Annotated in this window: 23 protein-coding genes; 9 read left to right on the top strand and 14 right to left on the bottom strand. The window is 56.1% G+C overall.

Annotated features, from left to right (window positions below; all coding sequences use genetic code 11):
- Window positions 1-9 precede the first annotated feature (9 nt).
- Window positions 10-1,263 (top strand): CaiB/BaiF CoA transferase family protein, encoded by a 1,254-nt coding sequence (locus OSH04_RS14005; protein WP_258866241.1) that lies wholly within the window; start codon window positions 10-12, stop codon window positions 1,261-1,263.
- A 396-nt stretch (window positions 1,264-1,659) separates the two neighbouring features.
- Here the strand turns inward: OSH04_RS14005 and pyrF are convergent, their stop codons facing one another.
- The 4 genes from pyrF to OSH04_RS13985 form a co-directional block, all read right to left on the bottom strand.
- Window positions 1,660-2,487, bottom strand: coding sequence for an orotidine-5'-phosphate decarboxylase (gene pyrF / locus OSH04_RS14000; RefSeq protein WP_026485466.1), 828 nt, complete (start codon window positions 2,485-2,487; stop codon window positions 1,660-1,662).
- Between the two features lie 5 nt (window positions 2,488-2,492).
- The gene (locus tag OSH04_RS13995; protein WP_009454798.1) at window positions 2,493-2,876 is read right to left on the bottom strand and encodes a diacylglycerol kinase; all 384 of its coding nucleotides are present in this window, start codon (window positions 2,874-2,876) and stop codon (window positions 2,493-2,495) included.
- Between the two features lie 154 nt (window positions 2,877-3,030).
- Window positions 3,031-4,677, bottom strand: coding sequence for a chaperonin GroEL (gene groL, locus OSH04_RS13990; RefSeq protein ID WP_026485468.1), 1,647 nt, complete (start codon window positions 4,675-4,677; stop codon window positions 3,031-3,033).
- A gap of 34 nt (window positions 4,678-4,711) precedes the next feature.
- A complete protein-coding gene (locus OSH04_RS13985) occupies window positions 4,712-4,999 on the bottom strand; it encodes a co-chaperone GroES (protein WP_009454802.1) in 288 nt (95 codons plus the stop codon).
- A 320-nt stretch (window positions 5,000-5,319) separates the two neighbouring features.
- On the opposite strand from OSH04_RS13985, the gene OSH04_RS13980 reads away from it, so the two are divergent.
- Complete coding sequence (locus OSH04_RS13980) at window positions 5,320-6,153, top strand: aminoglycoside phosphotransferase family protein (RefSeq protein WP_266108710.1); 834 nt, start codon at window positions 5,320-5,322, stop codon at window positions 6,151-6,153.
- Here OSH04_RS13980 and OSH04_RS13975 read toward each other — a convergent pair.
- The 5 genes from OSH04_RS13975 to OSH04_RS13955 all read right to left on the bottom strand — a co-directional run bounded on the left by OSH04_RS13975 (window position 6,145) and on the right by OSH04_RS13955 (window position 11,278).
- The gene (locus OSH04_RS13975) at window positions 6,145-6,702 is read right to left on the bottom strand and encodes a DUF1697 domain-containing protein (RefSeq protein WP_266108709.1); all 558 of its coding nucleotides are present in this window, start codon (window positions 6,700-6,702) and stop codon (window positions 6,145-6,147) included. The genes OSH04_RS13980 and OSH04_RS13975 overlap by 9 nt on opposite strands.
- A gap of 339 nt (window positions 6,703-7,041) precedes the next feature.
- On the bottom strand, window positions 7,042-8,460 hold the full coding sequence (gene iaaH, locus OSH04_RS13970; RefSeq protein ID WP_266108708.1) for an indoleacetamide hydrolase: 1,419 nt from the start codon (window positions 8,458-8,460) through the stop codon (window positions 7,042-7,044).
- A gap of 122 nt (window positions 8,461-8,582) precedes the next feature.
- The gene (locus tag OSH04_RS13965; RefSeq protein ID WP_035273354.1) at window positions 8,583-9,728 is read right to left on the bottom strand and encodes a GGDEF domain-containing protein; all 1,146 of its coding nucleotides are present in this window, start codon (window positions 9,726-9,728) and stop codon (window positions 8,583-8,585) included.
- Between the two features lie 132 nt (window positions 9,729-9,860).
- Window positions 9,861-10,061 (bottom strand): hypothetical protein, encoded by a 201-nt coding sequence (locus OSH04_RS13960; protein WP_009454811.1) that lies wholly within the window; start codon window positions 10,059-10,061, stop codon window positions 9,861-9,863.
- A 515-nt stretch (window positions 10,062-10,576) separates the two neighbouring features.
- Entirely contained in the window at window positions 10,577-11,278 is a 702-nt protein-coding gene (locus OSH04_RS13955; protein ID WP_060186610.1) for a pirin family protein, read from the bottom strand.
- A 97-nt stretch (window positions 11,279-11,375) separates the two neighbouring features.
- Between OSH04_RS13955 and OSH04_RS13950 the strand changes: the two genes are divergently transcribed.
- The 4 genes from OSH04_RS13950 (at window position 11,376) to OSH04_RS13935 (ending at window position 15,256) form a co-directional block, all read left to right on the top strand.
- Complete coding sequence (locus OSH04_RS13950) at window positions 11,376-12,293, top strand: LysR family transcriptional regulator (RefSeq protein ID WP_266108707.1); 918 nt, start codon at window positions 11,376-11,378, stop codon at window positions 12,291-12,293.
- Between the two features lie 61 nt (window positions 12,294-12,354).
- On the top strand, window positions 12,355-12,822 hold the full coding sequence (locus OSH04_RS13945) for a nuclear transport factor 2 family protein (RefSeq protein ID WP_266108706.1): 468 nt from the start codon (window positions 12,355-12,357) through the stop codon (window positions 12,820-12,822).
- Window positions 12,823-13,082: 260 nt separating this feature from the next.
- Complete coding sequence (locus OSH04_RS13940; RefSeq protein ID WP_009454816.1) at window positions 13,083-14,069, top strand: phosphate acetyltransferase; 987 nt, start codon at window positions 13,083-13,085, stop codon at window positions 14,067-14,069.
- Window positions 14,069-15,256, top strand: coding sequence for an acetate/propionate family kinase (locus tag OSH04_RS13935; protein ID WP_115634351.1), 1,188 nt, complete (start codon window positions 14,069-14,071; stop codon window positions 15,254-15,256). The genes OSH04_RS13940 and OSH04_RS13935 overlap by 1 nt, the downstream gene beginning before the upstream one ends.
- A gap of 15 nt (window positions 15,257-15,271) precedes the next feature.
- Here the strand turns inward: OSH04_RS13935 and OSH04_RS13930 are convergent, their stop codons facing one another.
- The 4 genes from OSH04_RS13930 to OSH04_RS13915 all read right to left on the bottom strand — a co-directional run bounded on the left by OSH04_RS13930 (window position 15,272) and on the right by OSH04_RS13915 (window position 19,309).
- The gene (locus OSH04_RS13930; protein ID WP_266108704.1) at window positions 15,272-16,573 is read right to left on the bottom strand and encodes a sulfate adenylyltransferase subunit 1; all 1,302 of its coding nucleotides are present in this window, start codon (window positions 16,571-16,573) and stop codon (window positions 15,272-15,274) included.
- The gene (gene cysD / locus OSH04_RS13925; protein WP_009454833.1) at window positions 16,573-17,484 is read right to left on the bottom strand and encodes a sulfate adenylyltransferase subunit CysD; all 912 of its coding nucleotides are present in this window, start codon (window positions 17,482-17,484) and stop codon (window positions 16,573-16,575) included. Before cysD ends, OSH04_RS13930 begins: the two co-directional genes overlap by 1 nt.
- Before the next feature lie 9 nt (window positions 17,485-17,493).
- The gene (locus OSH04_RS13920; protein ID WP_035273336.1) at window positions 17,494-18,231 is read right to left on the bottom strand and encodes a phosphoadenylyl-sulfate reductase; all 738 of its coding nucleotides are present in this window, start codon (window positions 18,229-18,231) and stop codon (window positions 17,494-17,496) included.
- A 187-nt stretch (window positions 18,232-18,418) separates the two neighbouring features.
- Window positions 18,419-19,309, bottom strand: coding sequence for a DMT family transporter (locus OSH04_RS13915; protein ID WP_226349426.1), 891 nt, complete (start codon window positions 19,307-19,309; stop codon window positions 18,419-18,421).
- A 152-nt stretch (window positions 19,310-19,461) separates the two neighbouring features.
- Between OSH04_RS13915 and OSH04_RS13910 the strand changes: the two genes are divergently transcribed.
- From OSH04_RS13910 to ahpF, 3 genes are all read left to right on the top strand, one after another.
- Window positions 19,462-20,898, top strand: coding sequence for an aminotransferase-like domain-containing protein (locus OSH04_RS13910; protein WP_083054464.1), 1,437 nt, complete (start codon window positions 19,462-19,464; stop codon window positions 20,896-20,898).
- A gap of 191 nt (window positions 20,899-21,089) precedes the next feature.
- A complete protein-coding gene (ahpC, locus tag OSH04_RS13905; RefSeq protein WP_009454841.1) occupies window positions 21,090-21,653 on the top strand; it encodes an alkyl hydroperoxide reductase subunit C in 564 nt (187 codons plus the stop codon).
- A gap of 116 nt (window positions 21,654-21,769) precedes the next feature.
- Window positions 21,770-23,362: an alkyl hydroperoxide reductase subunit F gene (gene ahpF / locus OSH04_RS13900; RefSeq protein ID WP_026485487.1), complete on the top strand. Its 1,593-nt coding sequence runs from the start codon at window positions 21,770-21,772 to the stop codon at window positions 23,360-23,362.
- A 1,287-nt stretch (window positions 23,363-24,649) separates the two neighbouring features.
- On the opposite strand, the gene OSH04_RS13895 is transcribed toward ahpF, so the two are convergent.
- The gene (locus OSH04_RS13895; RefSeq protein ID WP_083054460.1) at window positions 24,650-25,558 is read right to left on the bottom strand and encodes a LysR family transcriptional regulator; all 909 of its coding nucleotides are present in this window, start codon (window positions 25,556-25,558) and stop codon (window positions 24,650-24,652) included.
- Window positions 25,559-25,698 lie beyond the last annotated feature (140 nt).

Genomic DNA, 25,698 nt, shown 5'->3' with positions numbered 1-25,698 from the left:
CACTGTAACGTGAGCGATCAGCACGCCTCGCAGGCGACGCGTCCTGCCCCTTTGGATGGCATCCGGGTTCTGGATCTGACACGCATTCTGGCTGGCCCATGGTGCACACAGAACCTGGCCGACCTGGGGGCCAATGTCTACAAGATAGAGCGACCCGAAACCGGCGACGATACCCGCGCCTGGGGCCCGCCCTTTTTGCAGACACCTGAAAAGGAAGATACGGCTGAAGCGGCCTATTACTTGTCGGCCAACCGTAACAAGCAGTCGATCAGCCTGGATATTGCCAGCCAGGAAGGGGCGGATGTGGTGCGTGCCATGGCACGGGAATGCGACATTCTGGTGGAGAACTTCAAGGTGGGTGGTCTGGCTAAATACGGCCTGGACTACGCCAGCTTGAAAGAGATCAACCCTCGCCTGATTTATTGCTCGATTACCGGCTTTGGTCAGACAGGCCCTTATGCCGAGCGTCCGGGTTATGACTTCATGATCCAGGCCATGGGCGGCATGATGAGTCTGACGGGCGAACGTGATGACAAGCCCGGCGGTGGTCCTCAGAAAGCGGGGGTTGCCGTCGCGGACTTGATGACGGGCATGTATGCCACCAGCAGCATTCTGGCCGCCTTGTTTGAACGCTCACGCAGTGGTTTGGGGCAGCATATTGACATTGCCTTGCTGGACTGTCAGGTAGCCATGCTGGCGAATCAGAACATGAACTATCTGGTCAGTGGGCAGGCACCGAAGCGGGCCGGTAATGCACACCAGAATCTGGTGCCGTATCAGGTGTTCCCGACGGCAGATGGCCACATCATTGTGGCTATCGGCAATAACCGTCAGTTCGCGGCTTATTGCGAAGCAATTGGGCACCCGGAAATTGTTGAGGATTCGCGTTTCAACATTAACAGTCAGCGGGTCAAGCACCGGGATGAGCTGGAGCAGATTCTGAGCGCCGCGATGCAACAGCATCCTAGCGCTTACTGGCTGGAAACGCTGGACAAGATTGGCGTGCCAGCCGGGCCTATCAATGATCTACATGGTGTGTTCTCGCACCCGCAGGTTCGGGCCCGGAATATGCGTATCGAGCTGGACCACAGCCAGGCTGGCAAGGTCAGCATGACGGCCAGTCCCATGCGCTTTTCAGATAGTCCGGTGTCCTACCGTATGGCTCCGCCACAATTGGGCGAGCATACCGAGCAGGCGCTGGAGAGTTTGCTGGGAGCGGATAACCCGGAGCTGAAGCAGTGGCGCAACCGGAACCAGGCGTGACTAGGGTCAAAAGCCAAAGCAAAACCAGAATTTGAACCAGTGTCAGCGTCGAGGCGCAGGCCTAGTTTAGCGTTTGGACTTGTGGCAGAAGTAGTGTCTGATTGACACCGCCCCTGCTACCTGAAATACCGGTCAGACCCTGGCCTAGGCCTCGTGACTCAGTAGGGGGGGAAGCTGCTCCCACGCTTAAGGCTCAACTGAGCCTGAGCGGGTCCTATCGGTCATAGCTTAATAAATAAGAAGCCCCACTCACTTTGGATTGAATCCAAGTGAGTGGGGCTTTCTTGTATCTACACTAATTGCTGTCGCTGTCGCTGTCGCTGTCGCTGTCGCTGTCGCTGTCGCTGTCGCTGTCGCGATCCCCGGGCTTGTTCGACAAGCCGGGAGGGCCATCAATCAACGCTGCTTGTTGCGCGCATCATTAATCGCATTGCGCGTAGCAATCGCTGCAGCTTGTGCCGCATCACGCCAGTCATCGCCTCGGCTGGCGTACAGAATGGCACGCGAAGAGTTGATCATCATGCCGTTACCTTGCGAGTCCATACCAGCAGCAACGGTGGCGACCACATCGCCACCTTGTGCGCCAATGCCGGGCACCAGCAAAGGCATATCGCCAATACGGGCACGTACCTTGCCAATTTCCTCGGGGAAGGTTGCGCCCACCACCAAAGCACATTGGCCGTTCGTATTCCATTTCTCTGCCACCAGGCTGGCTACGTGCAGGTACAGCGGCGTACCGTCGGCCATTTCCATGAATTGCAGGTCCGAGCCACCAGGGTTGGAGGTGCGGCACAGCACGATCACGCCCTTGTCCTTGTGCTCCAGGTACGGCTCTACCGAATCAAAGCCCATGTAGGGGCTGACGGTGACGGCATCTGCGCGATAGCGCTCAAAGGCTTCGCGTGCGTACTGCTCGGCTGTCGAACCCACGTCCCCACGCTTGGCATCCAGAACGATGGGCAGGTGAGGGTAACGGCTGCGAATGTAGTCGCACAGGTCTTGCAACTGATCCTCGGCACCCTGAGCGGCAAAGTAGGCAATCTGTGGCTTGATGCCACAGGTGTAGTCGGCGGTGACGTCCACAATCGCTTTGCAGAACTCATAAATCGCGCCGGGTTTGCTGGCCAGCTCCAAAGGCAGGCGGGCAGGGTCTGGGTCCAGACCCACCATCAGCATGGATTGGTTGTCCGTCCAGGCACGGTTCAGTTTTTCTATGAATGTCATGGGAATCAGGAAAGTAAACGGCTATACAAAAAGCTGAGCCAGACGGCACCAGCAAAAATAAGGGACAGCAGCACGGCAGCACTGGCCAGATCCTTGGCCCGCCCGATCAAGGGGTGGTGCTCCAGGGTAATCGTGTCGGCCAGGGCCTCCAGGGCCGAGTTCAGCAGCTCCACCACCAGCACAAAGACCAGTGTGCCCAGCAGGACCAGAATCTCCGCCGGGGTTTGCCCCAGCCAGAATGCCAGTGGCGTCAGGATGACAGCCAGCGCCAGTTCCTGGCGAAAGGCAGCTTCATGGCGCAGGGCAGCGGCCAGGCCCTGGCTGGAGTAGCGCAGGGCATTGAACAGGCGGCCAACACCGCCTTTGCTTTTGAATGGAGAGTCTGACATGAGGGACGCTGCAGATTGAAGTGCCCTGATTATAGGGGTTTGCTTGGGCGAAAAAAAACCGGATAGAAAAATCCATCCGGTTTTTGTACTAAAAGCGTGGCGATCAGGGCAGAAGTGATCAATTTCCGCCCGGATCGGGGTGCTGATAAGTGGCTTAGAAGCCGCCCATACCACCCATGCCGCCCATGCCACCCATGTCAGGCATGGCTGGAGCAGGTTTGTCTTCCACGATTTCGGTCACGGCCACTTCGGTGGTCAGCAACAGGCTGGCGATCGAAGCTGCGTTTTGCAGGGCAGTGCGAGTCACCTTGGTTGGGTCCAGAACGCCTTGCTCGACCAGGTCACCGTATTCGCCAGTAGCAGCGTTGTAACCGTAGGTGCCGGTGCCGCTGGCCACTTGGTTAACAACCACGCTGGCTTCTTCGCCGGCGTTGGAAACGATGGTGCGCAAAGGAGCTTCGATAGCACGCAGGATCAGCTTGATACCGGCGTCTTGGTCGGTGTTGTCGCCTTTCAGTTGGGCAACAGCTGCGCGGGCACGAATCAGTGCAACGCCACCGCCAGGAACGATACCTTCTTCGACGGCTGCGCGAGTAGCGTGCAGGGCGTCTTCAACGCGGGCTTTCTTCTCTTTCATTTCGACTTCGGTGGCAGCGCCAACGCGAATCACGGCAACACCGCCAGCCAGCTTGGCCACGCGCTCTTGCAGTTTTTCACGGTCGTAGTCGGAAGTGGACTCGTCGATCTGAACGCGGATTTGTTTCACGCGAGCTTCGATGTCGGTGCCGTTGCCGGCGCCGTCGATGATCGTGGTGTTTTCTTTGGCCACTTCAATGCGCTTGGCCTGACCCAGGTCGTCCAGAGTCGCTTTTTCCAGGGACATACCGGTTTCTTCGGAGATCACGGTACCGCCAGTCAGGATAGCGATGTCTTCCAGCATGGCTTTGCGACGATCGCCAAAGCCAGGAGCTTTAACGGCGGTAGTCTTCAGAATGCCACGGATGTTGTTCACAACCAGAGTAGCCAGGGCTTCGCCTTCCACGTCTTCAGCAACGATCAGCAAAGGACGGCTGGTCTTGGCAACTTGCTCCAGTACGGGCAGCAGGTCACGGATGTTGGAGATTTTCTTGTCGAAAATCAGAACAAACGGATCGTCCAGAACAGCAACTTGCTTGTCAGCGTTGTTGATGAAGTAAGGGGACAGGTAGCCGCGGTCAAACTGCATACCTTCGACCACGTCCAGTTCGTTTTCCAGGGATTTGCCGTCTTCAACGGTAATCACGCCTTCTTTGCCCACTTTGTCCATGGCATTGGCGATGATCTCACCAATGGAGTGGTCGCTGTTGGCGGAAATGGAACCGACCTGAGCAATTTCTTTGCTGGTGGTGCAAGGACGGGACAGTTGACGCAGTTCGTCAACCACAACGCCAACGGCCTTGTCGATACCGCGCTTCAGGTCCATTGGGTTGATGCCAGCGGCAACAAACTTCAGGCCTTCTTCAACGATGGCTTGGGCCAGCACAGTAGCGGTAGTAGTACCGTCACCGGCGTTGTCGGAAGTTTTGGAAGCAACTTCTTTAACCAGTTGAGCACCGATGTTCTCGAACTTGTCTTTCAGTTCGATTTCTTTGGCAACGGACACACCGTCTTTAGTAACGGTAGGAGCGCCGAAAGAGCGGTCCAGAACAACGTTACGGCCTTTGGGGCCCATGGTGGTCTTAACAGCGTTGGCCAGAACGTTGACGCCGCGCACGATGCGGGTACGTGCGTCGTCGCCGAAGTAAACTTGTTTTGCGGTCATGGTTTGAATCCTATTGAATTTTCGTTGGCGGTACTTATTCGATCACGGCGAAGATTTCTTCTTCGCGGATCACCAGCAGCTCTTCGCCGTCGATCTTGACGGCCTGGCCGGAGTATTTGCCAAACAGAACTTTGTCGCCGACCTTCAGATCCAGCGCCAGAACCTTGCCGTCCTCGGTTTTCTTACCGGGGCCAACGGCCAGGATTTCGCCTTGATCGGGCTTTTCAGTCGCGCTCTCGGGGATAACGATACCGGAAGCGGTGGTGCGTTCGTTGTCCAGACGCTTGACGATCACACGATCGTTCAAAGGACGCAGTGCCATGGAGAAACTCCTGTTTAAAGATGACTTTAGTTGTTGGTCCGATTGTGGGGGCGAGGCGTTTTAGCACTCAACCCCTTCGAGTGCTAATTATAGGGACGACTTTTCTAATTTCAAGAGCACCAGGGTCAGGCTGTTACATATTTGTCCTGGGGCGTGAAGTAGGGGGGAGGGAAACGCCGGGTTCTGGTGCGTGTCTGGACTTGGACTCACATTAATAAGGCAAGCTCAGTTAAGCTGGGCGCTTTCGATCATGAGCGGTCGGGCATGATTGAACGCCAGGCTTTCTTTTGTCTAAAGAGATTTCCACGAAAACCAGCGCAATGTCCAACTTCAACCTATTCAATGTCTTTCTCCAACGCTGGGGGGCTCAGGCCGCTGGCAAGCCTTTCAGCACCGCGACCAGCGATCTGATGCCCGTGCGGCTGACCGGGAAGTTGGAGGGGCAGCCGGCGATGATCAAAATCACACGAGATCTTGATGAGCGCATCGGCGGCCAAGTGCTGCAATGGTGGGCTGGCGATGGCGCGGCGCATGTATATGCGCTGGACCCAGACTCTGGAGCGTTGCTGATGGAGCGTGCAACGGGCTCCAGGGACTTATTGCGCATGGCTTTAGAAGGGGAAGATGATGCAGCGACGACCTGTATCTGCCGTGCCCTTGAGCAATTGCATTTAAACCGACCTTCGGCCCCACCTGACAATTTGCGCCCCCTGAGCGATTTTTTTGAATCGCTGGCACCGATGGCGCAGCAAGAGGGCGGTCTGATGGCTGAATGCGCACTAGTGGCCAATGAGCTGCTGCGTGATCAGCGTGATCAGGTCGTTCTGCACGGTGATGCGCACCATAGCAACATTCTCGATTTCGATCAGCGTGGATGGTTGGCAATAGATCCCAAGCGCGTCACTGGTGAGCGCTATTACGACTATGTAAATGTGCTGTGCAACCCTGATCTTAAAACGAGCACCGATCCAGCGCGCTTTGCACGGCAGTTGTCGGTAGTCATCGAGGTTGCAGGGCTGGAGCGTCAACGCTTGCTCAGATGGGTCATGGCGCATGCGGCCTTGTCAGCTGCCTGGTTTCTGGAGGATGGATTGCGCACCGAAGCCAATAAAGAGTTGGCCGTTGCGGCGCTGGCTCGACGGGCCTTAGCTTGAGGGGTTCATCACTATTTCATTACCCGTACTCAAGGCGATCAGCTTGCTCATGGTGTTGAAGTTGCGTGTCGTCGCAACGACCTTGAGCTTTCTCTCGATGAAATTATTGTTGGCTTTCAGGTCTCGATACCGGGTTGCGCACACAATATAGGCGATGTCATCAATGACGCGGACCTGATCCGGTGCGTGCTCCAGGGCGTGGAAGGCATGCAGCAAGACGCTATCTGCTGGGGAGCGCAGCAGGGTGAAATATAGCTGGCTGGGGCTTTCGTCCTTGAAAGGATTGTTCGCCATCACCCGCATGAAATAAGTCGGTGTTCGGGCGATAACCTGAATATCTCCGCCCAGCTTGTTCTTGATAGTGTGGTGAACCAGTTGCTCCAACTCCGGCTGTTCCAGCTCTGTGGACACAATCACATTGCCGCTTTGTATATAAGTCCGGACCTCTTTCAGACCCGCTGCTTCCAGGGCTGCGCGTAGTGGTGCCATCAAGACCTTGTTCTTGCCGGTGGGCATGACGCCGCGCAATAAAAGAATCTGTGTATTCATGGTGTGTGCTGGCCGTGAAGTTGGGGTGTTGCCGTGCAGGCGGGAGTTTCAGTGCGCCATTTTATGCTGTGTTAAAAAACAGTAGTGAGTTTAGTTTTCAAGGCTCGTCAGTCTGCACTGTGTGAGCATCACGGCTGGTTGGTGCAGATGTGGCGTCGGCGGTTTGGCGGTAATACGGACCCGGGCGCATGACGCCTTCGTGAGGAGCCTCATCAAAAAAACAGGCCGATTTCCCTAGGAATTCGGCCTGTTTCTTGTTGGGCTGATGGCATTTGGATGTGGCGAGTTATTCAGCCTGGTGCAGTAGCCTGCAGATTGCTTAATCCGTCTTTACGTCGTTTAAGCCCGTTTGCCCAAATCCGGTGCCGGTGTCGTTGGCAGCAAAGGATCAATCGCACGACACAGAGCCAGCAACTGATCATCTGCACCGATATCGGCCTCAATCAATATCCCCACTGGCAGACCACCCGACAGGCCGATAGGCAAGGAAATGCCCGGTGCGCCCAGGTTCGAACCCAGGTCGGTACGCGAGATGTAAGTGTTGAAGGTAGGTACTGCCTTGCCGTTCATCATGGTGGTTTCATCATCGCCAATCGGGCAGGCGGTCAGCGGGCTGGTCGGGAAGATCAAGCCACTGACATTGGACTGGCGCAGCAGGTCTGCATAGGCCTGTTGCATCAGGGGGCGGTCTACATTCAGCGCTTCTTCGTAGGCTTCCTGGCTGATGGTGTAGTCGCCCGTAATGGCGTCGAAAATCTCTTTCACATCGGGGCTGTGAATGCCAGCAATCAACTCGTCCAAGCTAATGTCGTACTTGTTTTCGGCCAGGTACAAAGGCAGGTTCTGCAAGGTTTCATACAGCACAATCGGCATGCCGACGCGGGCATTGATCTTCAGAACCGGAGACAGGTCTACATCGACCAGCGTGACACCGGCTTTTTGCAAATCATCCAGAAATGCCAGGGTCACGTCGGCCACACCGGCATCCATATCCTTCCAGAAGCTGTCACGGGGTACGCCCAGACGCAGTTCCTTCAAGGAAGGAGTGGCAATCACAGTAGGGGCCTTCTGGCAGAGCAGGCTGTCCAGCAAGCTGATGTCAGCCAGACTGCGAGTCATGGGGCCTGCTGTATCGCGGGTAGGGGACAAAGGCACAATGCCCTGGCCTGAATAACGGCCCACTGTAGGACGGAAACCGTACAGGCCGCAAAGCGCGGCAGGTAAACGCACCGAAGCGCCCGTATCCGTGCCCAGGCCAGCCGGGAACTGACGAGCTGCCACAACCGTTGCAGTGCCACCGGAAGAGCCGCCGGGAATACGGCTTGGATCATAAGGGTTGCGACTGGGGCCCGTAGTGGCGTTATTGGTCGTAATCCCAAAAGCCAGTTCGTGCATCACGGACTTGGCGGGCAGCACGGCACCGGCCTTGCGCAATTGTGCGACTACATCTGCATCTTTCAGCGGCACGCGACCTTGCAGGGCGCCGGTGCTGGACGTGGTGGGCATGTCCGTGGTGTTCAGGTTGTCTTTCATCACCAAAGGCACACCGTCCAGCGCCAAGGCTTCGCCACGGGCGCGGCGTGCGTCAGACTGATCGGCCTGCTGGTAAAACAGCTCTGAATCCAAATGTGCCAGACCGCCCAAATGGGCCATTTCTTGTGATTGCTTGAGCAGCTCGTCGGCAATCTCACGGGCGCTGAACTGGCTTTTTTCCAGACCTGCCAGCAGTTCGCTGGCGCTAAGTTCGGTAAGTGACATGGGGTCTCCTGGGGAGGCGTGAACGCCCCCGGCTTTTGCTGTGATAGTCCTATCAATCAGCCTCTAACGGGGCTGTCTTGAAAAAAGAGACTGTAAGGGTATCAGCAAGCAGGAGGAATAACTCAGGACGCCTTCCAAACGACCTTGTTGCGGCCAGCATGCTTGGCTTCGTACAAAAGCCGGTCAGCTTGCTCAATGGCCTGGTTGATGTCGCCATTGCTGTTTAGCTGAACCACACCGAAACTGGCCGTCAGCGTATGCGCCGTGGCGGGGATATGCAGATTCATCACACTGCTGCGCAAACGCTCGGCAACCAGCACGGCGGTATGCAAGCTGGTGCTGCGTATCAGCAAGACAAACTCCTCGCCCCCAAAGCGGGCTGCCAAATCGTCCTGGCGAACCGTGCGAGCCAGTAAGGCCCCGAATTCCTTCAAGGCCCGATCGCCCGCCACATGGCCCCAGGTGTCATTGACCATCTTGAAGTGGTCCAGATCGCAGGTCATGACCGCCCAGCCGCTATGTCCATACAGCTCCAGCCGTTTTTTGACCTGCTCGAAAAAAGCACGACGGTTCAACAAACGGGTCAAAGGGTCCCGGCTGCGCTCATGATCCAGCGTCTGCACAATCGACATGGCCGTACTGGTCAAAATAGCCAGCGCGACCCAAATGCTGATGAACATATTGGTCGCCAGCATCAAGAGCCAAAAACCGGAGCGGGTCAGCTCTGGCTGCATCTCGCGAGGGATCAGTGTGGCCAGCGCAAATACACGAACAAAGGCATAAAGCAAGGCTGTCAGGTAAGAGGCCCGCAACAGCGTTGCCAAAGGAATCGTGCGTGACCTGCCGGACAAGATCGACTTGATGGGCAAAGCAACCAACAAGGCCAGGCCCCAGTTCAGAATTTGTAAACGCAGCCAGAGATCATCATCAATCTGGGAAAAATAAAAAAGCAGCCCCAGCGTGACGAGGACGATTGCTCCAGCCAATCTGGGATGAGCACGTCCGCCAAAACGTAAAGCGACCCCATGAGACAAAGCCCAGACACCATATAAATACATAGCCGACAAGGGCAGAGTCCAGCGGGCGAGTTGCTCATTGGGCATCAGGCTATGGATCCCCATAGGAATAGCCGTGGAGATATACCCCGAGGCAATCCAGAGCAGGTAACGGTGATCGCGTAGACGGCTCCAGCAGTAAATCATCGCGATGCCCAGCAATGCCGCGCAGGCAGGGACGATCAGAACGAAATACTGGTTGGGAGAGGACACGGTGTGTTCGCGTGCATTAAGAAGAGTTGAAAACTGGCGTTACAACAATTGTAACGATATTGCTGCAGGGCAGACGCTTATCGATTGAGAACAAACAGTTTAATCAGAGAAAAGAAGAAGTTTTGATCTGCTTTATGAGCCGGTTTCCGTTAAGGGAAGGCTGCGCAGAATGAGAAGGACAGACAAGGGGAAGGATTGTTTACCTAAGCTAAACAAAAAATCAGGAATACTTTTCAAAACCACACCGAAAACAGACAGTTGAGACAGCCCACCTCCAACTGTATTTTTCATGGCAGGAAATTGAGCCACGAAAAATACCCCTGAATCCATCATCAATTAGCTCATATAGCGGCATCACAGTTACGTTTCGCCCTTAAATTGCTCATGATGCCAGCCACTTGGAGCCCTGCCTGGGTGTCGGGGCGATTCAGAGTACTTGCTGCGGTCAGGAGATAGCGTAGGGATGCAAGCGCCCTGTTGTTTGACCGGGGCGCTTGTGGTTCGTCCGGGGGACGAACCACCCCGGGAGTTCAGGGTGCGCCCGTAGCTATCTCCTGACAAGGGCACCGGTGCGCAGCACCGGCAAGTGCTCAGCCCGGACACCCAGGCAGGGCTCCAAGTGGCGTCTTTCTGCCAAGGTGGAGTACTGAACAAACAACATTACGCCAGCAAACGGCAAGGCAACCCAAGCGTTCTATTGGGTTGTTTAATTTCCGAGCTGACATATGACCTTAAAAAGACATATATCTTCTCTTACCTGCGTTTATTTTCAGAGCACCAGAACAGCAAAAAGAAGCGGGGGGAGCGCTCAAACGGCCCCCCCCATCTTCAAAACAGCCCTTCCGCAATTACTGCGCCGTCTCAACCAGCACCAGCTCCGCATCCTCCAGCGCCTGAATTTCCAGCGTCGTTTCATTGCGAATCGCCGCCCCATCACGGGCATTCAACTCCAGACCATTTACCGAAACCCGCCCTGTGGCAGGCACCAGATAAGCCAGATGCTCGGCAGGCAAAGACAGAGTCGTGCTTTGACCTTTCTTCAAGGTCGCTCCCAGCACACGGGCCTGGGCACGAATCGGCAAAGCCTCTGCGTCACCTTCAAAACCACTGGCCAGAGCGACAAACTGCCCCGAACGCCCATCCTTGGGGAAAGGCTTGGCCCCCCAGGCTGGCGGTAAACCACGACGCTCTGGCTGAATCCAGATCTGGAAGATCCGTGTCGTCCCGCTTTCCAGGTTGTACTCCGCATGGCGAATACCCGTGCCGGCACTCATCACCTGCACATCACCGGCTTCAGTACGACCCTTATTGCCCAAACTGTCCTGGTGGCTGATCGCCCCTTCACGCACATACGTAATGATCTCCATATCGGCATGATCGTGAGGTGGAAACCCGGTGTTGGACGCAATCGTGTCGTCATTCCAGACACGCAGGGCACCCCAGCTCATGCGAGCGGGATCGTAGTAATTAGCAAAAGAAAAATGGTGCTTGGCGTCCAGCCAGCCGTGGTTGGCGCCGCCCAGTTCATTAAAAGGCCGATGTTCAATCATGATGCGCTCCTTAATATTGGATACTAAAAAGAATTCTAGGCGTCTTGCTGATTGAATAAAATAGAATCAATAGCATAGAATTCATTCCAAAAACGACATGAAAACATTACCGGATCTACAAGCCTGGGCCATCTTTGCCACTGTGGCGGAAACCGGCTCCTTTGCCCAGGCAGCCGAAGTTCTGGGCCTGTCACAACCTACTGTCTCCAAGGCAATCACCCGGCTGGAAAAACAGCTGCATGTGTCCCTGTTCCACCGTACCTCCCGACGCCTGTCCCTGACAGAAACCGGGCAGGCCAGCCTGGAACAGGCCCAAGCCGTTCTAGCTGCCGGACAAAACGCGGAAGCCCTGGCACGCGACCAGAAAGAAAGCCTGCAGGGACGTATCAAGATTGCTGCCCCCATGTCCTTCGGGCTGGAGAATCTGGCCCCTTTGCTGCCCGCCTTCATGGAAAAGCACCCGGCCGTGCTGCTGGATCTGCACTTTAACGACGCTCAGGTGAACATCGTGGAACAAGGTTTCGACATGGCCTTGCGTATCTCGACCATGGATGATTCCAGCCTTCTGGTGCGCCGTCTGTGCAATTTGCGCCTGCGGCTGGTTGCCGCCCCCAGTTACCTGGCCAAGTACGGCAGACCCTCACACCCCAGCGACCTGGCTCAGCACATGAGCCTGCGCTACGCCTACGAGCGACGCGGCAGTGTCTGGCGCTTTCAGCAAGGGCAGGAGTATTACTCCCAAACCGTGCCCTGTGCTTTGCAAGTCAACAATGCCCAGGCCCTGATCCCACCCTTGCTTGAGGGCCTGGGGCTTAGCGTGCTGCCTCAATTCCTGCTGGGCGATATGGTCGAGCAAGGCCAGTTGGAAATCGTGTTACCGCAATGGGATTTGCCCAGCCTGACCTTGCATCTGCTGACGCCTCCGGGCCGCTCGCGCTCGGCTCGTGTGCAAGCTTTTATCGATTTTCTGGTCGCGGGATTTGAACAGGCCGCCTGGGCCGATACCGGCCAGTAAGAGACTGCTTACGTTTTGCCGCTAGACTGTCTGGTCCACTCTTGTTTTCTAGGAGACCACTATGGATACACGTCCTCCCTTGCCACCTTTCGATCTGGAGAGTGCCCGCCAGAAAGTGCGTGCCGCCGAGGATGCCTGGAATAGTCGTGACCCGGTCAAGGTTTCGCAGGCATATACCGTGGATACGCGCTGGCGCAATCGCAGCGAGTTTCCGCAGGGGCGAGATCAGGTTCAATCTTTTTTAGAACGCAAATGGCAAAAAGAGCGTGAATACCGCTTGATTAAAGAAATCTGGGCCTGGCAGGAAAATAGAATTGCCGTGCGCTTTGCTTATGAATGGCAAGATGAATACGGTCAGTGGTGGCGCAGTTACGGAAATGAAAATTGGGAATTTGACGAGCATGGCTATATGGCGGTGCGCCATGCCAGCATTAATGATGTGGCCATTACAGAATCCGAACGCAAGTTCCGTTGGCCCTTGGGGCGGCGCCCCGATGAGCATCCGGGTTTGAGTGATCTTGGCCTTTAATTAGACCTAGGTGGCTGATCCTGGATACGCTCAGATTGCGGTGGTTCGGGACGAATAAGCCACCACGGAAATAAAAATCCGGTTTGCATTTGGCTAAACCGGATTTTTTTAATATTTAATCTTTATGCTTCATTCTTCATGGTCTGGAAAGAATAAAGAGCGAAATATTGAAGTTTCCCTGTTCGCAATCAAAGACACACGCTTGGATAAATGGTTTAGTGTTGGGTTAGCCTTCGTTCATCTCCAAGGAGTCTTCTATCATGAATCACCCTGCTGGCCCGGATACGGCCGCCGTGGATCGCACTGGGCCTTCCAGTCATTATTCCCGATTGATCGAGCAAGCTCGCAAAGAGCACAGTCGAATTTGTGTGGTGGCTCATCCCTGCGATGATGTGTCCCTTGGAGCCGCCTTGCAGGCACGGGCCCAAGGCCTGTTCGAGATCGTGCTGGTTGGCCCGCAGGCCCGTTTGCATTCCGTAGCGGCAGAGCATGGTTTAAGCCTGGAAGGGGTCACCTTGATTGATACCCCCCACAGCCATGCCTCGGCAGAGCGAGCCGTAGAGGAAGTGCTGGCCGGCCGTGCCCAGTTGCTGATGAAAGGCAGCCTGCATACGGATGAGCTGATTCAGGCCGTGCTGTGCACCCAGGGCAAGGGCTTGCGGACTGGTCGCCGTTTGAGCCATGTTTTCATCATGGATGTGCCCAGCTATCCGGAGCCCTTGTTTGTGACGGACGGTGCCATCAATATTTTCCCCGATCTGAGCACCAAAGCGGATATTGTGCAAAACGCCATTGATCTGCACCACGGCCTGGGCTTGGGCAAACCGTTGGTCGCCATCCTGTCTGCGGTCGAGCAAGTGACCGAAAAAATCCCGACCACGCTGGAAGCGGCGGCCTTGTGCAAGATGGCTGATCGCGGCCAGATTACGGGCGGTGTGCTGGACGGCCCCTTGGCGCTGGATAACGCTATCAGCCCCGAGGCGGCGCGCATCAAAGGAATTGTGTCGCCCGTTGCGGGCAAGGCGCAGATTCTGGTGGCCCCCGATCTGGAGGCCGGCAATATGCTGGCCAAAAATCTGACCTTCCTGTCCGGCGCCCAGGCTGCCGGTATCGTGATGGGGGCTCGTGTGCCTATCATTCTGACCAGCCGAGCCGATAGCGCCCAGACCCGTATGGCCTCTTGCGCCGTTGCCAGCCTTTACGCGGGCTATCTGGAACGTAAAGTTGCTGTGGAGGCTGCGCACTAATGAGCGAGCAGATTCTGGTCATTAACGCAGGCAGCTCCAGCCTGAAGTTTCATATGTACAAGGTCCAGCCGGGCGACCATCTGGATTTTGAGTTTGGCGGTCAGGTTTCGGGCATTGGCAGTAGCCAGCCAGCCTTCAAAGTTAAAGATGCCCAGGGCCAATCCATGGTCAAGCAGGATCTGGATGGCGAGCAGGCCAAGGACCTGCATACAGCGCAGGCTTTGGTGGCGCGCTGGCTGCTGGAGCATGTGGATGGTCGGCCTATTGCCGTTGGCCACCGTATTGTGCACGGGGGCGCCCGCTACGACAGCAGCGTTCCCTTGACCCCGCAGGTGCTGGAGTATCTGGACAGCCTGTCACCTTTGGCACCACTGCATCAGCAGAACAATCTGGCTCCTGTTCGCGTGATCTTCGAGCACTACCCGGAGATCTTCCAGGTAGCGTGTCTGGATACGGCCTTCCATCAAGGACATGCCCCGCATTTGCAGCACTTTGCCTTGCCTGGTCGGTTCTTTGAACAGGGCGTGCGCCGCTACGGTTTCCATGGCTTGTCCTATCACTATATTTCCCAGCACCTGCGTCGCGAAATTCCCGAACTGGCTGACGGGCGCGTCGTCGTTGCCCATCTGGGTTCAGGTGCATCGGCTTGCGCCTTGAAAGAAGGCCGCAGCGTTCACACCACTATGGGCTTTACGGCGCTGGACGGCTTGCCTATGGGGACTCGTCCGGGGCGTCTGGATGCCGGTGTCGTGCTGTGGATGCTGGAGCAGGGCATGGAGCACGACGAGATCCAGTCCGTGCTCTACACCCAATCCGGCCTGAAAGGCTTGTCCGGCGATCAAGCGGATATGCGAGCGCTGGAAGCTTCCGATGATCCTCGTGCCAAGCTGGCGGTGCAGTACTTCTGCTATCACACGGCAGAGAATCTGGCGGGCTTGTGCGTTGCCTTGAAGGGGCTGGACACCTTGGTCTTCACGGCGGGGATTGGCGAGCACAGCCCGTCTATTCGGGCAGGCATCGCCAAGCACCTGGAGTGGATGGGGGTGGAGATTGATCCGGCTCGTAATCAGGCAGGGGAAACCGTGATTTCTACCGACAGCAGTGCCGTGCGTGTATTGGTGATTCCAACCAACGAGGAACTGATCATTGCTGAACAGTCCCTCGCCTTGGTGCGTGCCAAACAGTAGGCCCGCTACACGTTTTTAGGCGGTTTTTTGAACCAGACCGGCAGCCACGGTCTGGTTCGTGCTGGGGTCGATCAAGATAAAGGAGCCCGTGCTGGAGTGATCCTGATAATCGTCCAGCACCAGCGGGTCACGGCTGACCAGACTGACACGACCAATATCATTCAGGGATAAGCTGCCAGTGGCTTGCTGCTCTTGCAGGCTATGTACATCGCGCAAGGCATGAACGGCTTGCACCTTGGCTTGGGTCAGGCGTGTGCCTTGTTTTAACCAGTAAGAGCGGGTGGTGTTCAAGGCCTGCTCGTCCAGCCAGCACAGCTGCGCATCAAAGTGTTTGCTGGTGCTTACTCCTTCATGGGCCAGTGTCAGCAAATCGCCCCGTGAAATGTCCAGTTCACGATCCAGCACTACAGTCACGGCGTCCCCGTCGCTGACAGAAGTTTGTTCTGTGCCCGCGCGAAACAGCTGTGTGATCACCGCCGTTTTTCCGCTAGGCCATACCTGAACGCTATCGCCCACCTGGATGCGGCCGCCACTGAGCTGACCGGCGTAGCCACGGAAGCCATCAGCACGGCTGCCGCCATGCCGCGCCACCCATTGCACAAATAGACGGGCAGGGCGCTGAATGTTCTCGCGCAGATCCAGCGATTCCAGTAAAGGCAACAGCGGCAAGCCTTGATACCAAGGCGTGTGTGGCGAAGCCTGGGTGATGTTCTCGCCCTTCAGGGCCGAGAGCGGAATGATATGAAAGTGTTCAATCCCCAGCTGGGTAGCCAGTTGGCGATAGGCTTCATGGATACGGTCGAACACGGCTTGGTCCCAATCGACCAGGTCCATCTTGTTCACCGCCACCACGATATGGCGTAGGCCCAGCAGCTTGGCAACGGTGCTGTGGCGCTTGGTCTGGGTCAGCAGTTCACCGTCCTTGGCGCGGTGCGCATCAATCAGAATGATGGCGGCCTGGGCGGTGGAGGCGCCCGTAATCATGTTGCGGGTGTACTGCTCGTGACCGGGGGTATCGGCCACGATGAATTTGCGTTTGGGGGTCGCGAAGTAGCGATAGGCCACGTCAATCGTGATGCCTTGTTCGCGCTCGGCTTCCAGGCCGTCGGTCAGCAGGGCCAGATCGGGTTCGGCGTCCTCGCCACGCTTGTATTTGGAGCGCTGGATGGCCGCAATCTGGTCGGCAAACACGCCCTGGCTGTCTACCAGCAAGCGGCCAATCAAGGTGGATTTTCCGTCGTCCACGGAGCCAGCGGTAATCAGGCGTAGCACGCCTTGATCGGCAGCCTGCAGCCAGGCGTCATTGACTGTGTTCATTAGAAATATCCTTGTTTCTTGCGGTGTTCCATGGAGGCTTCGGACGTCTGGTCATCCATGCGGGTCGCACCACGCTCGGTAATAGTGGCCAAGGCGGTCTCAGCAATAATGTCTTGCACGGACGCGGCGGTAGAGAGCACCGGGCAGGTGCAGGAAATATCGCCTACGGTGCGGAAACGCACATCGCGCCATTCGGAGGTTTCCCCATCCAGCAAGGGAGTCAATGGCGTGATGGGTACGATCAGCCCCTGACGCTCCACCACTTCGCGCGAGTGGGTGTAGTAGATGGATGGCAGATCAATGGCCTCACGCTGGATGTATTGCCACACGTCCAGCTCGGTCCAGTTGGAAATCGGGAAGACGCGCAGGTTCTCGCCCTTGTGAATACGGGTATTGAACAAGTGCCACAGCTCGGGGCGTTGCGCTTTGGGGTCCCATTGGCCGAATTCGTCGCGAAAAGACACGATGCGCTCTTTAGCGCGGGCTTTTTCTTCATCACGGCGGGCGCCACCGAAACAGGCATCAAAGCCAAACTCGGCAATCGCTTCCAGCAAGGTGACGGCTTGGGCCCCGTTGCGGCTGGCGGTTTCATTGCGCAGCACCACGGTGCCGCGCGCGATGGAATCCTCCACGCTGCGCACAATCAGTTCGGCGTTCAGCTCGGCGGCGCGGCGATCCCGAAATTCGATCACTTCCGGGTAATTGTGGCCGGTGTCCACATGCATCAAGGGAAACGGCAGCGGGCCGGGCGCAAAGGCTTTCTGGGCCAATTGCAGCAGCACAGCGGAGTCCTTGCCGCCGGAGAACAGCAGCACGGGTTTTTCAGCTTCAGCCGCGATTTCACGCAGAATAAAAATGGCCTCGGCTTCCAGCCAGTCCAGATGAGTACGGGTAGAGAGTGGTTCGCCCATGGGGTTCCTTCAGGTGTTGACACTGCTATTCAGATTGCTGGCATGCAGGCCGCATTCCAGGCTGTCGCGCTGTTCCCACCACCAGCGCCCGGCGCGCACGTCCTCACCGGGGCGAATGGCGCGCGTACAGGGCTCGCAACCTATGGAGGGGTAGCCCTGGTCGTGCAGCGGGTTGTAGGGGATGCTCAAGCCACGGATCACGGCCCAGACATCGTCCTGAGTCCATTCGATCAAGGGATTGAATTTCTGCAGTCCAAAGACGCTGTCGTATTCCTTGCTGGACAGTTCGGTGCGGCTGGCTGTTTGTTCGCGGCGCTGACCGGTAATCCAGGCTGATCGGCCTTGCAAGGCACGACGCAGTGGCTCTACCTTACGGATCGCGCAGCATTCCTTGCGTAGCTCCACACTTTCGTAAAAAGCGTGTGTGCCATGAGCGCTGACGTGTTCCTGCACCCGGTCCGGATCCGGGTGAAAAAACAGGATAGGGCGTTCGTAGTGTTGCTGGATGTCCCGCCCCAGCTGCAAGGTCTCTTCGTGCAGACGACCAGTATCCAGGGTGACGGTTTGCAGCTCGGGGGTGTAGATGGACATGGCATGAAACAACACCATGTCTTCCGCAGCCAGAGAACTGGCCAGAACGGCATCCGTGTGTTCGCGCGCGATATATTGCAGATCGTCGCGCAGCTGTTTCCACAGCATCAGTGGCCGGGCGCTCAGGGCAAGCGCGGCAGGGGCTTGGGCGGGCATGATCAGATGTCCTTGCGGCAATACCAGTACCGGCCCTGCTCAAAACGGAGTCACGTGGGCCGCGCTATCGCCTTTACATGGTTCATGAAGTGATGAGCCAGTGTGCTTGCGCGAGCCCTCGCTGGGAACGAAGTATTAGTTAGGTGAATATGCCCTTGCTGTATTTAGCCGCCTTGTCATTGTGTTTTCAGGCCCGTCGGCTGGCGGCAATAATGGCGATGATGACGATGCAGGACAGCCAGGTCAGCAAGTCCACTTGCTCGCTTAACCATACTGCCGAAATCAGTACGGTCAGGAAGGGTTGGGCCAGTTGTACCTGACCAATACGGGCCACACCACCCATGGCCATGGCCTTGTACCAGGGGAAGAAACCCAGCAAGGAAGAGAACAGGGCCAGGTAGAGCAGAGCCATGACAGATTGGGAAGAGGGCATTTCTGTCATGGGAAAAGTCAGCCACAAGGTGGCAGGAATGGTCAGCGGCAAGCTGGCTGCCAGGCACCAGCAGATGGTGCGCCAGCCACCCAGGGTACGGGCAACACGCCCCCCTTCGGCATAGCCTACGCCAGACATGAATACCGCCAGAGCCAACCAGATATCGCCGGTTTGCAGGGCGCCTTCACCGATATAGAAAGCGTAGAGCAGCACCAGGATGGCACCCAGCAGGCTCAGCATCCAGAAGCGACGGCTCAAGGGTTCACCGCTACGGGCGGAGGCAACAATGGCGGTTGCCAAAGGAATCAGCCCGCTCAATACGGCCCCGTGCGAGGAAGGCACGGTCTGCATGGCAATCGAGGAAAACACGGGCCAGCCTACGATTACACCCGTACAGGACAGGGCGATGCCGCGCCATTCCGACGCCGTGGGGCGACGGCTGCGGGTCGCCAGCAAGATGATGGCCGCAAACACCCCCGCGATACTGGCTCGTGCCATTCCGACCAGCCAAGGGTCAAAGCTTTGCACCGCCAGCCGTGTCATGGGCAAGGTGAAGGCAAAGACGGTAACCCCGATAAAAGCGTAGAGATAGATCAGCAATGCTGGGGCGGTACTGGGCATGGGAAGACTAGTGCTGCGGCTCATGAAAATCACCACGGATAAGAAATAGGTTTATCACAGCTTTGAGCTTAAAATAAATAAACAATACAGTTGCGATACAGTTCATCAATCAGTCGGTCAAGCTGTACTGGTCAAACTTCCGCTACAGTCGGTTTTCTCGCTTGGAGCTCAGCATCATGGAATGGTTGGATTGGCAGCCCGTGCGCGGTTCGGACGTGACACTTAGCGATCAACTGGTCGCCTGGGTGCAGCAGGCCCTGCATTTGCGGTATCGGGGCGGCAGTCGCTTACCCTCTGTGCGCCGGTTGGCGCAGTCTGCCGGGGTCAGTACGCATACTGTTGTGGCCGCGTACGACAAGTTGATGGCCTTGGGCTTGGTGGAGTCCCGGCCCGGTTCCGGTTTCTTTGTGCGGGTGCGCAGCCCTCGACGCCTGCGTTCCGAATCCCTGCATGTAGAAAAGAATGAGCCGCGCAAAATAGATGTGAACTGGATGTTGAACAGTTTCATGGGGCATAGCGACAGCGCGGGCATTCCCAGTCAGTGGCTGGATAACGAGATGATTCTGGCGGCCTTGCGGCAGGTCAGCCGTAGCGCCGGCTCCAACTTGCTGGGCTATGGGCATTCGCATGGCTACCGGCCCTTGCGTCAGCACATTGCGGGACAGCTGGAAGATAGCGGCATACAGGCAGATCCTGATACGCAGCTTTTATTGTGCAGTGGTGTTACGCAGGCGCTGGATTTGCTTCTGCGCCATTGGCTACGGCCTGGTGATGCGGTTGTTGTGGAAGATCCGGCCTGGTATCTCTTGTTTGCTCGCCTGGCGGTGGTGGATGTGCGAGTGCTGAGTGTGCCACGCCGCGCAGATGGCCCGGACCTGGCGGTACTGGAACAACTGGCGCGCGAGCATCGTCCACGTCTGGTCATTTTGAATACCGTGGTGCATAACCCCACCGGCTTTAGTTTGAGTCCGGCGGTGGCGCACAGCATTCTGACTTTGGCCCAGACCTGGGACTTTCACATTATTGAAGACGATACCTATAGCGAGCTGCACGCCAATCCTGCCTGCCGTCTAGCGCAATTGGATCAACTGAACCGGGTGACATTGGTGGGCGGCTATTCCAAAGTCATGGCAGCTGGTTTGCGGGTGGCTTATATGGCAGCAGCTCCTGAACTGCTGCAGTCTTTGGTGAATCTGAAAATGCTGGCAGGGCTGACGTCACCGGAGCTGGGTGAGCGGGTCATTCACCGGGTGCTGGTAGATGGACCCTATCGCAAACACCTGGAGCGGTTGCGCCGTCACGCCAACGCCGACAGGCATAAAACCCTGGAGCAATTGGCGCATGTAGGCCTGGCGCCGGACGCACCACCCCAGGCGGGCATGTTTGTCTGGGTGGATACGGGTGTGGATACGGAAAGTCTGGTGCGTGCTTTGGGGCGACCAGGGCATTTATTGGTGCCGGGGGCCTTGTTTTCCCCGCAACAGCAACCATCTACATATATGCGTATTAATGTTTCTTTAGGCGACGATGCGCAGTTTTGGCAGGATTTTGCCCGTTGTTTGTTCAACGCCAAGCAGTCCTCCAGCCCCGTGCCCAGCGAAGTAGCCTTATAGCTTGAACGCTGATAGTTGCACTGTCATCTAGCTCTGTTAGCATAAGTCTGTGCGACGCATAGAAAGAAGTTTTTATGCGACGCGCGATAGCTAATAGCAATGAACGTTATTGCATTAATCAATTTTACTAATCGGCAGTGGCTTCCTATAATGGCTTTACTGTCAATGATTAATCACTCACCGGAGCAAATATGTCTTTGATCAACACCGTCATCAAACCTTTTAAAGCACAAGCTTTTCACAACGGCAAATTTATCGAAGTCAGCAACGAAACCGTTGCCGGTAAGTGGGCTGTTTTCGTTTTTTACCCAGCCGACTTCACGTTTGTTTGCCCAACCGAACTGGAAGACCTGGCTGACCACTACGCCGAATTCCAGAAAATGGGCGTAGAAATTTACTCGGTGTCCACCGACACTCACTTTGCTCACAAAGCATGGCACGACACTTCGGAAGCCATCAGCAAAGTTAACTACCCAATGATCGGTGACCCAACTCATCAGCTGTCGCGCAACTTTGACGTGCTGATCGAAGAGGAAGGTATCGCTCTGCGCGGTACGTTCGTGGTGAACCCAGAAGGCGAAATCAAGGTCCTGGAAATCCACGACAACGGTATCGGCCGTGTGGCTTCCGAACTGCTGCGCAAAGTTAAAGCTGCTCAGTACATCGCCGCTCACCCCGGTGAAGTTTGCCCAGCTAAATGGGAAGAAGGCGCCAAGACGCTGACTCCTTCCCTGGATCTGGTTGGCAAGATCTAAGACCTTTTAAACACGGGTCTTTAGCGGTGGTCGGCGCGCTGCGCCGCCACCCCGGTGCCTGACCGGTTCAGGCACCTCAAGTTGTTTCGTTCAGTACAGGATAAAGGGCGTTTCACATGTTAGATGCAAACATCAAAACTCAATTGAAGGCATACCTCGAGAAGATCACGCAACCGATCGAGATCGTTGCGACGCTGGATACTGGCGCCAAGTCCGTCGAGCTGCGCGAACTGTTGCAGGAAATTGATGGTCTGTCCGACAAGACCAGCTATCGCGAAGATGCGGATGCGCAAGAGCGCAAGCCTTCCTTCCAAATTAATCGTCCCGGTACCGACATTAGCGTGAGCTTTGCGGGTATCCCGATGGGACATGAATTTACCTCTTTGATCCTGGCCCTGCTGCAAGTGGGTGGCCACGAGATCAAACTGGATGCCGCTGTGATTGAGCAGATCCGTAATCTGCCCGGCGACTTTGTTTTTGAAACGTATTTCTCGCTGTCGTGCCAGAACTGTCCTGACGTGGTGCAGGCCTTGAACGCCATGTCCGTGATCAACCCACGTATCAAGCACGTGGCGATTGACGGTGCCCTGTTCCAGGACGAGGTTCAGCAGCGCAACATCATGTCGGTTCCGGCTGTGTTCTTGAATGGCGAAATGTTCCATCAAGGCCGTGCCAGTGCTGAAGAGTTGCTGGCCAAACTGGATACGGGCGATAACTCGGCTCGTGCCGAAGCCTTGAATGCCAAGGACGAGTTTGATGTGCTGATTGTGGGTGGTGGTCCTGCAGGTGCTGCCGCTGCTGTGTACGCCGCTCGCAAGGGTATTCGTACGGGTGTATTGGCCGAGCGTTTTGGTGGTCAGGTTCTGGACACCATGTCTATCGAGAACTACATCTCGGTGGTTGAGACCAATGGTCCTGCGTTTGCAACGGCGCTGGAGCAGCACGTCAAAGCCTACGATGTGGACATCATGAATCTGCATCGTGCCCAAGGCATTCGCCGTGAAGGCAAGCAGGTCATTGTGGATGTGGATGGCGGTGCTCAGCTCAAGGCCAAGTCCGTGATTCTGGCTACTGGTGCCCGCTGGCGCGAACTGAATGTGCCTGGTGAGCAGGATTACCGTAACCGTGGTGTGGCGTACTGCCCGCACTGTGATGGTCCTTTGTTCAAGGGCAAGGATGTGGCGGTGGTTGGCGGTGGTAACTCCGGCGTTGAGGCGGCAATTGACCTGGCTGGTTTGGTCAAGCACGTTACCTTGATCGAGTTCGGTGATGCCTTGCGTGCTGACCAGGTCTTGCAGACCAAGCTGCGCAGCTTGCCTAATGTGACGATCATCATGCAGGCTCAGACCACTGAAGTTCTGGGTGATGGCACCAAGGTGGTGGGTCTGAATTACCTGGACCGTGCTACTCAGGAAGCCAAGAGCCTGAAGCTGGATGGTGTATTTGTTCAGATTGGTCTGGTGCCCAACACGGAATGGTTGAAGGGCAGCGATGTGGGGCTGTCGCGTCATGGCGAGATCGAGGTTGATGCTCGCGGTGCGACTTCGCTGGCTGGTGTGTTTGCCGCTGGTGACGTAACGACCGTTCCTTTCAAGCAGATCGTGATTGCTGCTGGTGAAGGTGCCAAGGCTGCGTTGAGCGCTTTTGATTACCTGATCCGTAGTTCGGCTGAAGTTGAAGAGCCGGTTGCAGAGAAAGTGACTGCTTAATTATTTCTGATTGTTGGACCTGGCTGTTCAAGAGGGCCACCCTGTTTGGGGTGGCTCTTTTTTTTGTCTGTGGGTGGGGCAATAAGTAGTTGTTGTGTATCAGGAGTGCTTCAGCATAGATCCCGTTCTTTGAGAAAAGTCGTCTCAGGAAAGACGCCGCTCAAGCCGTCTGCCCCTGCCTCGGGGCTTGACTACTTGCCGGTGCTGCGCACCGGTGCCCTTGTCTGTTCTGGAATCCGGGCGCCCTGTGAACTCGCGGCGTACTTGGTCCCCCGGACCAAGTACAAGCGTCCCGCTCAAACAGCACAGGGCTTGCATCCCGGATTCCAGAACAGCCCGCGGCAAGCAGTCTGAATCGCCCCGAGGCAGGGGCAGACGGCTTGAGCGGCTCGATGCATGAGATGGCGCGATTTTTCAGTCGTTTCATGTACGAGAAATTGGCAGGGATGTGGAACAAAAGAGGTATTTGATTTCCTACGTTCCATGTGGAGACAACTGGCGGTTTGTGATGTGTTCTGAGCAGATGGTCATGAGCCTGCCAACTAGCTGTTGATGGACGCTAAATTGGCGGGGTTTTTTGTTTTCTGTTGGTCTATCTACCTACCTACCTACCTACCTACCTACCTTCCTTCCTTCCTTCCTGTCTGCTTGCCTATTTGGCTGTCTGTCCATTTATTTCTTCGTGTTTACTTGTCAGTCGATCTGCTTGTCTGGCAACTAAGCACCTACCCGCCCACATATTTTTTAATGCAGTGGCCAATCATGATCATCTTGCTCTAATTTGAATGTGCTGATGCTGATTTGTGATTCAGCTCTACATGTAAATACTTCCTCACTGCATACACCGTCTCAGGCTTAGAAGTTGGCTTAATGCTTGCTGACGCTATAAACCACTGCTGCGGCCTGCAGGGGCGCGGGGCGATTCAGACTACTTGCCGCGGGCAGAAAGACAGGACGGGATGCAAGCATTCTGCTGTTTGAGCGCGACGCTTATAGCTCGTCCGGGGGACGAGCTATCGCGCGAGTTCAGAATGCGCCCGTCCTGTCTTTCTGACAAGGGTACCGACGCGTAGCGTCGGCAAGTGGTCAAGCCCGGCGCCCCTGCAGGCCGCAGCAGTGGTGCTTTACAGAGATTGTCTATGCATTAATCCAGGCTCTTCCAAACCGAAGCGACGTCACATAAGAAAGACATGCTCCTGCATGTACATAGCAATTCAATGCGATTGGGCCGGCCTTGGCCTAGTGTCGAGTACACGATGAGTATTCAAGGGCTAATAAATAGTCCTGCTATAAATCCCCTTCAAGCTCAGGCCAGTTCCCGCCCAATACATCCGCACAGACCTGTAGCCATGCTCTGGCCGCCTGCGACAGATACCGCCCATTCCACAGCAGTGCTACTTCCCAGTTCAAGGCCGGTTCCACTACTTCTTTGGCAACCCAATCCCCCGGTTCCAGCCGAGAAAGAAACGGCTGGGGCAACAAAGCGACTCCCATTCCCGCCTGTGCCATGGAAGCCACCCAATCCCATTGATTGCTCTGGGCAGCAATATTCGCCCGCAAGCCCGCATGGGCGAAAGCACGCCGCAACATACGGGTCAGGGCATAGTCTTCGCCCAGGAAAATCAAAGGATGCTTTTCCAACTCCCGTAGCTTGATCTTCTTTTGCGCACCGGCCAGCGTATCTTTATGGCCAATCGCCCAAACCGCATGCTTGGCCACGGGGGTAGCCGACACATTCAGCTCGGGCCCCAAAGGCAGAATACTCAGCCCCATTTCAACCGTGCCCGCCGCAACCATGCGCTCAATCCCCATGCCGGTTTCTTCATGCAGAATCAACTCGATCTGCGGATGCCGGTTTTTGAAGGTCTTGAGCACTTCCGTAAACAGCACATTAATCATGGGCGGAATACCCAGATCCAGGCGGCCGCGTTGCAAGGCCTGAACTTCGTGAACCTCTCGCAGCAAGCCCTGCATGCTCTGCAGAACTTCCTGCCCCCGCTCCAGCACCACCTTGCCACAATCAGTCAGCTGTAATTGACGGTGATCACGAATCAGTAGGGGCTCGCCCAGCTCATCTTCCAGCTGCTTCACCATCTTGCTGATGGTCGATTGCGTCACGTTCAGGCTCTGCGCAGCTTGCGTAAAGCTTTGATGTTTAACGGTTTCAATGAAGTATCGCAAGGATCGGATGTCCATGATTGGCAGGCCTTTTGTTTATGACTTTTACGACTTCTTAGGAGTTATTTTATTCATTATGGCGATGCTATGCTGGCTTTGTTCAAAAAACATAAACGCCTGTTGTCAGGGCGATTTCGGCTTTTTATCTCCGGCTTGTA

The sequence above is a fragment of the Alcaligenes nematophilus genome (assembly GCF_026344155.1).
Lineage (GTDB): Bacteria > Pseudomonadota > Gammaproteobacteria > Burkholderiales > Burkholderiaceae_B > Alcaligenes > Alcaligenes phenolicus.
The sequence above is the reverse complement of the archived record's forward strand: the minus strand, read 5'-3'. Positions and strand labels throughout refer to the sequence as shown.

Coding starts and splice junctions, on each gene's coding strand:
- OSH04_RS13940 (WP_009454816.1), top strand. CDS start 13,083: ATGAATCACCCTGCTGGCCCGGATACGGCCGCCGTGGATCGCACTGGG.
- OSH04_RS13945 (WP_266108706.1), top strand. CDS start 12,355: ATGGATACACGTCCTCCCTTGCCACCTTTCGATCTGGAGAGTGCCCGC.
- cysD (WP_009454833.1), bottom strand. CDS start 17,484: ATGGGCGAACCACTCTCTACCCGTACTCATCTGGACTGGCTGGAAGCC.
- OSH04_RS13980 (WP_266108710.1), top strand. CDS start 5,320: ATGTCCAACTTCAACCTATTCAATGTCTTTCTCCAACGCTGGGGGGCT.
- ahpC (WP_009454841.1), top strand. CDS start 21,090: ATGTCTTTGATCAACACCGTCATCAAACCTTTTAAAGCACAAGCTTTT.
- ahpF (WP_026485487.1), top strand. CDS start 21,770: ATGTTAGATGCAAACATCAAAACTCAATTGAAGGCATACCTCGAGAAG.
- OSH04_RS13975 (WP_266108709.1), bottom strand. CDS start 6,702: ATGAATACACAGATTCTTTTATTGCGCGGCGTCATGCCCACCGGCAAG.
- OSH04_RS13985 (WP_009454802.1), bottom strand. CDS start 4,999: ATGGCACTGCGTCCTTTGAACGATCGTGTGATCGTCAAGCGTCTGGAC.
- OSH04_RS13920 (WP_035273336.1), bottom strand. CDS start 18,231: ATGCCCGCCCAAGCCCCTGCCGCGCTTGCCCTGAGCGCCCGGCCACTG.
- iaaH (WP_266108708.1), bottom strand. CDS start 8,460: ATGTCACTTACCGAACTTAGCGCCAGCGAACTGCTGGCAGGTCTGGAA.
- groL (WP_026485468.1), bottom strand. CDS start 4,677: ATGACCGCAAAACAAGTTTACTTCGGCGACGACGCACGTACCCGCATC.
- OSH04_RS13950 (WP_266108707.1), top strand. CDS start 11,376: ATGAAAACATTACCGGATCTACAAGCCTGGGCCATCTTTGCCACTGTG.
- OSH04_RS13955 (WP_060186610.1), bottom strand. CDS start 11,278: ATGATTGAACATCGGCCTTTTAATGAACTGGGCGGCGCCAACCACGGC.
- OSH04_RS13895 (WP_083054460.1), bottom strand. CDS start 25,558: ATGGACATCCGATCCTTGCGATACTTCATTGAAACCGTTAAACATCAA.
- OSH04_RS13935 (WP_115634351.1), top strand. CDS start 14,069: ATGAGCGAGCAGATTCTGGTCATTAACGCAGGCAGCTCCAGCCTGAAG.
- OSH04_RS13930 (WP_266108704.1), bottom strand. CDS start 16,573: ATGAACACAGTCAATGACGCCTGGCTGCAGGCTGCCGATCAAGGCGTG.
- OSH04_RS13995 (WP_009454798.1), bottom strand. CDS start 2,876: ATGTCAGACTCTCCATTCAAAAGCAAAGGCGGTGTTGGCCGCCTGTTC.
- pyrF (WP_026485466.1), bottom strand. CDS start 2,487: ATGACATTCATAGAAAAACTGAACCGTGCCTGGACGGACAACCAATCC.
- OSH04_RS13910 (WP_083054464.1), top strand. CDS start 19,462: ATGGAATGGTTGGATTGGCAGCCCGTGCGCGGTTCGGACGTGACACTT.
- OSH04_RS13960 (WP_009454811.1), bottom strand. CDS start 10,061: ATGATGGATTCAGGGGTATTTTTCGTGGCTCAATTTCCTGCCATGAAA.
- OSH04_RS13915 (WP_226349426.1), bottom strand. CDS start 19,309: ATGAGCCGCAGCACTAGTCTTCCCATGCCCAGTACCGCCCCAGCATTG.